This is a genomic window from Kitasatospora sp. NPDC004799 (assembly GCF_040609095.1).
Classification (GTDB): Bacteria; Actinomycetota; Actinomycetes; order Streptomycetales; family Streptomycetaceae; genus Kitasatospora.
In genome coordinates this window covers 1-6,959 of sequence record NZ_JBEXJK010000417.1, presented here as the reverse complement: position 1 = coordinate 6,959, position 6,959 = coordinate 1, and the positions used below count along the sequence as shown (strand labels likewise).

6 protein-coding genes and 2 pseudogenes are annotated in these 6,959 nt (G+C 73.7%); 3 read left to right on the top strand and 5 right to left on the bottom strand.

Features of this window, described 5'->3' with window-relative positions; genetic code table 11:
- Positions 1-954: pseudogene (locus tag ABZW03_RS34170) on the bottom strand (FUSC family protein); the annotation flags it as partial.
- Positions 955-1,039: 85 nt separating this feature from the next.
- Positions 1,040-1,642 carry an isochorismatase family cysteine hydrolase gene (locus ABZW03_RS34165; RefSeq protein ID WP_355267229.1) on the bottom strand — a complete coding sequence of 201 codons (603 nt, stop codon included), beginning with the start codon at positions 1,640-1,642 and terminating at the stop codon, positions 1,040-1,042.
- A 430-nt stretch (positions 1,643-2,072) separates the two neighbouring features.
- On the opposite strand from ABZW03_RS34165, the gene ABZW03_RS34160 reads away from it, so the two are divergent.
- Entirely contained in the window at positions 2,073-2,657 is a 585-nt protein-coding gene (locus ABZW03_RS34160; protein WP_355267226.1) for a TMEM165/GDT1 family protein, read from the top strand.
- Positions 2,658-2,786: 129 nt separating this feature from the next.
- Here ABZW03_RS34160 and ABZW03_RS34155 read toward each other — a convergent pair whose 3' ends face one another.
- On the bottom strand, positions 2,787-3,389 hold the full coding sequence (locus tag ABZW03_RS34155) for a hypothetical protein (RefSeq protein ID WP_355267223.1): 603 nt from the start codon (positions 3,387-3,389) through the stop codon (positions 2,787-2,789).
- A 380-nt stretch (positions 3,390-3,769) separates the two neighbouring features.
- Here ABZW03_RS34155 and ABZW03_RS34150 point away from each other — a divergent pair, with 380 nt between their 5' ends.
- Together ABZW03_RS34150 and ABZW03_RS34145 are read left to right on the top strand one after the other, a co-directional pair.
- On the top strand, positions 3,770-4,126 hold the full coding sequence (locus ABZW03_RS34150) for a hypothetical protein (protein WP_355267220.1): 357 nt from the start codon (positions 3,770-3,772) through the stop codon (positions 4,124-4,126).
- On the top strand, positions 4,123-4,974 hold the full coding sequence (locus tag ABZW03_RS34145) for an SAM-dependent methyltransferase (protein ID WP_355267217.1): 852 nt from the start codon (positions 4,123-4,125) through the stop codon (positions 4,972-4,974). The genes ABZW03_RS34150 and ABZW03_RS34145 overlap by 4 nt, the downstream gene beginning before the upstream one ends.
- Before the next feature lie 94 nt (positions 4,975-5,068).
- Here ABZW03_RS34145 and ABZW03_RS34140 read toward each other — a convergent pair whose 3' ends face one another.
- Positions 5,069-6,154 (bottom strand): hypothetical protein, encoded by a 1,086-nt coding sequence (locus ABZW03_RS34140; protein ID WP_355267214.1) that lies wholly within the window; start codon positions 6,152-6,154, stop codon positions 5,069-5,071.
- A gap of 79 nt (positions 6,155-6,233) precedes the next feature.
- Positions 6,234-6,959: pseudogene (locus ABZW03_RS34135) on the bottom strand (hypothetical protein); the annotation flags it as partial.

The window sequence follows — 6,959 nt, the reverse complement described above, 5'->3', positions numbered from 1 at the left end:
CCGCCCGGCGCCCCCCCCCGTCCGCGCCCCCGGGCCCTTCGGGGGCTGGGCGGCGGTGTCGCGGGGCTTGTGGGGGGGGGGGCACGGGGGGGGGGGGGGGTACGGGGGGGGGCGGGCCTGCGTCCGGTACCGGGTCAGGGTGTCGACGTCGGCGCCGGGCCGCAGCACCCGCAGCACGAGGACGGCCAACCGCTCCACGGCCGTCTCCGCCTCCGCCACGCGGCGCTGGACCGCGGTGGCGGCGCGCTCGTCGGGTGTGCCGGTGCCCAGCTGCTGCTGGATCATCAGGGCACCGGTGTGCAGGCGGGCCGCCTGCCGGCGCAGGCCGTCGACCGCCCGCACGGCGCGCGGTGCCTCCGGCCCGTCCTCGGCCGGCTCGACCGCGTCGATCAGCGCGTCGAGCACCAGCGCCAGGCGCAGTTCGAAGGCTCGCCGCAGCCGGGCCGGCGTCCGCTCCGGCGTGGAGCGCAGGACGGCGAACCGGACCAGCGCCGAGCTGCCGAAGGCCGTCAGCACGGCCAGGGACAGCTGCGGCAGCCGGTCCACGCGGGTCCCGACGAACTGGGTCACGAAGAAGAGCTGGAAGGCGAGGATCCCCAGCGTGGTCGCGCGCGGACCCCGCCACCGGAGGTGGACGGCGGCGAAGATCAGCAGCACGAACACCACGTCCGCCGCGACCCGGTACGGCGCCAGCGCGCTGCCGGCCGCCAGGGTCGCCAGGGCGACCGGCAGCCCCGCCGCCAGGGTCAGCGCCTGGTCGCGCGGCCGCGGTTCGGTGACCGCGGCCGTGCTGACCATCGCCGTGAGGGCGCCCGTCACCAGGACCGGCACCTGGGCACCCGGCGCCGCCAGGGCGCCGAGCGTCAGCAGCACCGCGCAGACCGTGCCGAGCGCGGACCGTAGCCGGAGCAGCCCGGGATCGGCTGCCAGGAACCGGTCGTGAACCTCCGTCAACCGCGTCCGTGCCCGTCGCATGCGCTGCTTCCCTCCCCTGCGTCCCCCGCCTGCTTTCCTCCCCGCCGGACCGCCGGCGGCCGTGTCACGCCGCCGGCGCGTCGAGCGAGGCCAGGTAGTCGTCCACGCCGAGCACGCGGTGGGAGACCATGGTCAGGCCGCGCATCATCGCCTGGTAGGTGACCAGGCCGCCGGGGGCGGCGATCGCGTCGGTGAACGCCGTGACGTGGTAGCCGCGTTCCATCGCGGTGCGGGCCGTCGATTCCACGGCCATGATCCCGGAGACCCCGGCGATCGCCAGGTACTCGATGCCGCGCTGCCGCAGCTGGAACTCCAGGTCGGTGTGCTGGAGGACGTCGAGGCCCTTGTGCGGCGCGAGCACCACGTCGCCCGGCCGGGGAGCCAGCTCCGGGTGGAACTCGGTGTGCCAGGTGCCGGCCTCGAACATCCGGCTGTCGAACATCTGCCGGTGGATCCCGGAGACGTGCCGCCACGACGTGTAGTCCTCGTCGGTGAAGGAGGTCGTCGAGTAGAGGACGGGAACGTCCCGGTGCCGCCGCACCCCGGCGATCAGCCTCTTCAGGTGGCCGATCGTGCCCAGCCGTTCGTACTCCGGCGCGTAGATCGGGTAGCCCTTGCCGTCCACCGAGAAGTTCTCGTTGACGAGGTCGACGAGCAGCAGTCCCATGCGACCGCGTTGGCGGTCGTTTGCCATGTCCGTCCTCCGGTGCAGAAGTCGTCGCCGGTCGGCCCGCGCCGTGCGGGCTGCCGTTACATGCAATGACTGTAACGTAACATGCGTCCGAGTGCAGCCGCCCGGCGGTCCGGGTGGGGGTCAAGGAGCGATCGCGGCTCGGGTATCCTGGGCGTGCGAAGGGGAGTAGTCCCGAAACACCGGCAGGTCGACACACTGGACGTCCGCGTCAGCGGGCGGCCCGGCCGCCGGGCCGCAGCGCCTCCGGGCGGCGCGGTGGACGAGACCTTCGGCCAAGGCATGACCGGTGCCCGCACCCGCGGGGGCCGTTTTCCGTCATGCCGGGCCGAGTGGTCCTCCCGCAGCACCCTGCCGAGGGTGTCCGGCTGAAGGCGCTGGGCCCGGCCCAGCAGAAAGCCACTCGATGTCTCTCGACCCCCTGGCGATCCTCACCGCCTTCGGGCTGATCTTCCTCGCCGAACTCCCCGACAAGACGATGTTCGCCTCCCTGGCCATGGGCACCCGGATGCGTCCGCTGTACGTGTGGCTCGGCACCTCGTCGGCCTTCATCGTGCACGTCGCCATCGCGGTGGGCGCGGGCAGCCTGATCGGCCTGCTGCCCGGCATGCTCGTCAAGCTGGTCTCCGCCGCCCTGTTCGCCTTCGGCGCGTTCGTCCTCCTGCGCAGCGGGGGCGACGACGACGGCGAGGACGAGGCCGGGCGGACCGTGACGGGCTTCTGGCCGGTGTGGACGACCGCCTTCATGGCGGTGTTCATCAGCGAGTGGGGTGACCTGACCCAGATCACCACCGCCAACCTGGCCGCGACCAACGGGGTGCTGTCCACCGCGATCGGCTCCGCCATCGCGCTGATGTCCGTCTCCGCCCTCGCCCTGCTGGTGGGCCGCTTCATCGCCAAGCGCGTCCCGCTCAAGCTGGTCCAGCGCATCGGCGGGGCCTGCATGGCCGTGCTCGCGCTCTGGTCGGTGGTCGAGGCGTTCACGGCGTGACCTGACCCGGCGCGAGGCGGCCGGTGCACCGGGGAGCCGGTGCGCCGGCCGCTTTCGCGCGGTACGGCCGGAGACCGTGGCGGGCGGTGCGGTGGTGCCGGTGCCAGCGGCGGTTCCGGTGCCGGGCGGTCAGTGCTGGCTGTTGCGGAAGCCGATCACGACGGCGCCCCACCAGCAGACCTGGGAGACGACCGCGGTGCCGGCGCCCCAGACCAGCAGGCGCCGGGTGAGCGGAGCGGCCCCGTGCTGGGCCGTGCGCCGGTTCAGGAGCCCGGCCTGGAGGCCGTTGACGGTGAGGGCGAGGACCAGGGAGAGCTTGACGACGGTGAGGGGGGAGGAGAGGTCGGGCTCCAGCATCACACCGCTGACGACGAGCCCGGCCAGCCCGGCCCAGATCGGCAGGTGCAGGCGCGAGGCGGTGCCGACGGCCTCCTGCAGGGTGCACCGCCGGGTCATCCAGAGCAGGCCGTAGTAGTCGGCGACGAGGACGGCGCCGAAGCCGAGGACCAGCGAGGCCAGGTGGACGAAGAGGGCCGCCCGGTGCAGCGCCGGGTCGACGTGGATGTGCGTCGAGACCCACGCGCAGGCCGTCAGCCCGGCGCAGGCCACCAGGGCCGTCGCGGCGACCGTCCACCAGGCGTCGTGCAGGCCCAGGGGGCGGGCGGGCGCGCCGGTGGGCCGCGCCGACCCGGGGAGAACGGACACGGACGGGTCCGAGGGCAGAGCGGACACGGGGGGCCTCCAGAGAACTGACGCGAAAATCAGGTAAGGCTTACCTACCTTTCGATCCCCTGGTCAATTCGGGAGGCCCCGAATCGACCGCCGGGCCCCGAATGTGGCCGCTTCGATGCGAAGCCGAGATCTGACGGCGCGAAACGTTGTCCGGTGTGGCCTGCCTGCACTAATGTCCGTCCGTCGCGCGGCGGCCCCGCCCGGACGGCCGTGCGGCGGCACCCCGTCCACTCCCTTCGTCCGCCACCGCGTCAACGCGCTGGGCCGCTCCTCGTGCCGGTCGCCCGCCCCGGCCCGGCCGGGTGTACGGCTGCGGCGTGGTTCGTTGACGTACCGGAGGGCCGTTCCTAGCCTCGGCCGAAACGGAATCGAGGTGGAATATGCGACGCGACTTCAATTCTGCGCTCGCTCGTGTCCAAAGCGACTACGCCTTCTACATCCACTGCCAGTCGGACCCCGAAAAGGCCCTGGCGGACTACTCGTTGAGCCCGGAGGAAATGGCCGCCCTCCGCGATCCGCGGCGGCTCTCCGAAGCACTGCGGGACCGCGGCGGCATGCGGCTGCCGTCGATCACGGTCAAGATCTCGGGAACCCACGACTGGGTCAACCGGTCGGCGTCCCCCAAGCAGCAGGGAGTCAGCGAATTGATCGTACGGGAGATCGCATCGGTGCGAGGGGCCGAGAGCGACGAGGAACGCCGCGAGTCGGTGCTCCGTCTGGTCCGGTTGATCGGATGAGCGACCGGGACGCGGCCGCGAACCCGGTGTGGCCGTTCGACATCGGCATCGTCGGCACGGGCATCGTCGGGACGCACCAGCTCACGCGCGAGGCCGAGGAAGTCATCCGACGGAGCAGGCACACGTTCGTCATCGCCTCGGGGTTCGGGGTCACCGAGTACATCGAGACCCTGTGCCCGCGCGTGACCGACCTGGGCCACCTCTACGAGCCGGGCATGAACCGGCTCCCGACCTACCACAGGATGGCGGCCGAGGTGGTGTCCGCGGCCCTCGTCGAGGCGCCGGTCTGCCTGGCCGTCTACGGCCACCCCTGGGTGTACTGCTACCCGACCACGCTGGTCGACCGCGCCGCGGCGCAGTTGGGCCTGCACGTCGAGGTGTTCGCCGGGGTCTCCGCGTTCGACACGCTGCTGGTCGACCTCGGCACCGACATCGCCAACGGCGGCATCCAGATGTACGAGGCCACCGACCTGCTGCTGCGCCGGCGCCCCATCCAGAGCGACGTCACCTGCGTGATCTGGCAGCCGACGGTGGTCGGGGACCCGACCTGTCCGACCGGGCCGTACGCCTCGCGGCAGTTCGAGCCGCTCCAGGAGTACCTGCTGCGGTTCTATCCCGCCGACCACGAGGTCAAGCTGGTGACCAGCAAGAACCACCCGCTGGTCCGCTCCACCGTGCTGTCGCTGACCGTGGGTGAGCTGGCGAGCGGGCTGGAGGGCATGCCGGGCATCGGCACGCTGTACCTGCCGGCGCTGACCGAGCGGGCGATCAAGGACACCGCGCTGTTGGACGTGATGGTGAGCGGTGGGGCGCGCCCCGAAGCGCAGCCGTCGGCCCTGATCGGGTGATACCGGGGTATCGGACCCGGACCGGGTATGAGGACCGGCCGGCCACCTTCCCGATCCCGTCGTACCGGCGCCCCCGGTCCGCCCGGTGGGGCCGTCAGCGGTCGCCGGAGGAGATTCCGGCGTACCGGTGGATGAACGCCAGGAAGGCCGACCGGTCCGCACGCGTGCCGCTCCCGCCGGAGGCCGCGGTCAGCCCGGCCTCGAGGTACTTCGCCGCCTCGGCGGCCGTGGGCGCGATGACCCCGGACGCGAGCACCCGCTCCAGGGCGGCGGTGCCGTCGCGGGTGGGCGCGGAGCGCGGAGCGTCCGCCGTGGCCAGCAGCACGGAGTTCAGCGCGCCGCCGGCGGCGTCCTGAGCGAGGTCGACCAGGTCGTCGATCCGCCACATCGCCTCGCCGAGCAGCGTGCCCGCCGTCGGTGCGGGGAGGGCGGGCAGGCCGGTGGCGAGGTGCTCGATGATCTGGAACGGCAGGACGGAAGTGCTCCGCGAACACGCGATCAGCCGGTCGCGGGTGGCGGACCCGTCCGGGAGTTCGACCGACAGGCGTTCCGCCGCCGAGGCCTGCTCCAGCAGGGCGCCCACGCGGTCGCGCAGCGGCGCGTCCTCCTCGGCCGGGTGGCTGGTGTGCAGCAGGTCGACGAAGGCCTCGACCAGGCGGGCGGCGAAGGCCACGGTCGGATCCGCCACGAGCGGTGCCGGCAGGGCCGAGCGCAGCCGACCGGCCGGCCACGGCGAGCGTCCGATGCCGGCCAGGTCGAGGGAGCGGATCCTCCGGAGCAGTTCCAGCCCGAGTGGCTGCGCGCCGTCGCAGAGGCTGTCGATGAGGCCGACGCCCAGATTGAGGACCGCGCAGGCCAGGCCGGTGGCGGCGGCCCGGCCGCGGTCGGCCCGCGGGGGTGCGAGCAGGCCCGCCGTCACCGCGCCGAAGGCGAGGCCCAGTCCGATCCGCCGGGCGGCCCGGTCGTCGTCGTACTCGACCCTGCGGGCCCCGGCGGGACCGTCGGGGTAGCAGTGCTCGACCACGCGCTGGAGCAGTGCCGCGCCCGAGCGGGCGGCCTCGGCCGTGGCCGAGGCCAGGGCTTCGGGGGTGAGCAGGAGGCCCCGCGCGTCGAGTTCGCTCCGCAGGCCGCGGTGGACGGCGAGTTCGACCGCCCGTCGCACGTGCTCGGGAATCTCCACATCGACCTGCCCGGGAAGGTGGCGTTGTCCGCGGCGCCGTCCGGGCCGCCCTGCCTTGGCGCGGCCCGTCGGAACATCTTCACGAAGCATCGTCCGTCACGCGCAGGGCGCGGGCCAGCGCAGCCAGGCAGGTGGCGGAGGTGAACAGCCGGTGCTGGTCCGGCACGGTGATCCCGGTGTCGAAGCGGATCGGGCGCCAGCGGCCGTCACCGCTCGTGCTCCGGTCGGCGGGGAGCGGGATGCGGAGCACGGGGTGGCTCGGCCAGGTGCCGTCGGCCTGCTGCAGGCGGACCAGTGCCTCGGTCCCGCGGATGATCGGCCGGTCGTCGCCGAGCCCGGCGTCCGTCAGGACGAGCAGGGACAGCGCGGTCGCGAAGGGCGAGGCGGCGGCCCCGGGCGCGCCCCAGGTGCCGTCGTGCCGCTGGCCGCGAAGGGCCCAGGCCGCGGCCCGGCGGACGGGGGCGAGGTCGCCGACGCCCAGCGCGAGGGCCACGGCCTGCCGCGTCGCGAAGTGGGGCGAGGTCCACCAGTAGGAGTCCCAGCTGCCGTCGGCCCGCTGCCGCCTCCGGACGTACCGCCAGGCGGCGTGCGCTCCGGCCTGCGCTCCGGCGTGGAGACGGTCCGCGTGGAGACGGTCCGCGGGGAGGCGGGACGGGTCGGCGGCGACGGCGAGGTTCGCGAGTCCGGCGGCCGCGCTCACCTCGGTCTGCGGGCGGCACCAGCCCCGGAACGGCATCCGGCGGTCCAGCTCCATGTACCGGCGGATCGGGCCCGGTTCGGCGTAGGTGGCGACGCCGCCGCTCCA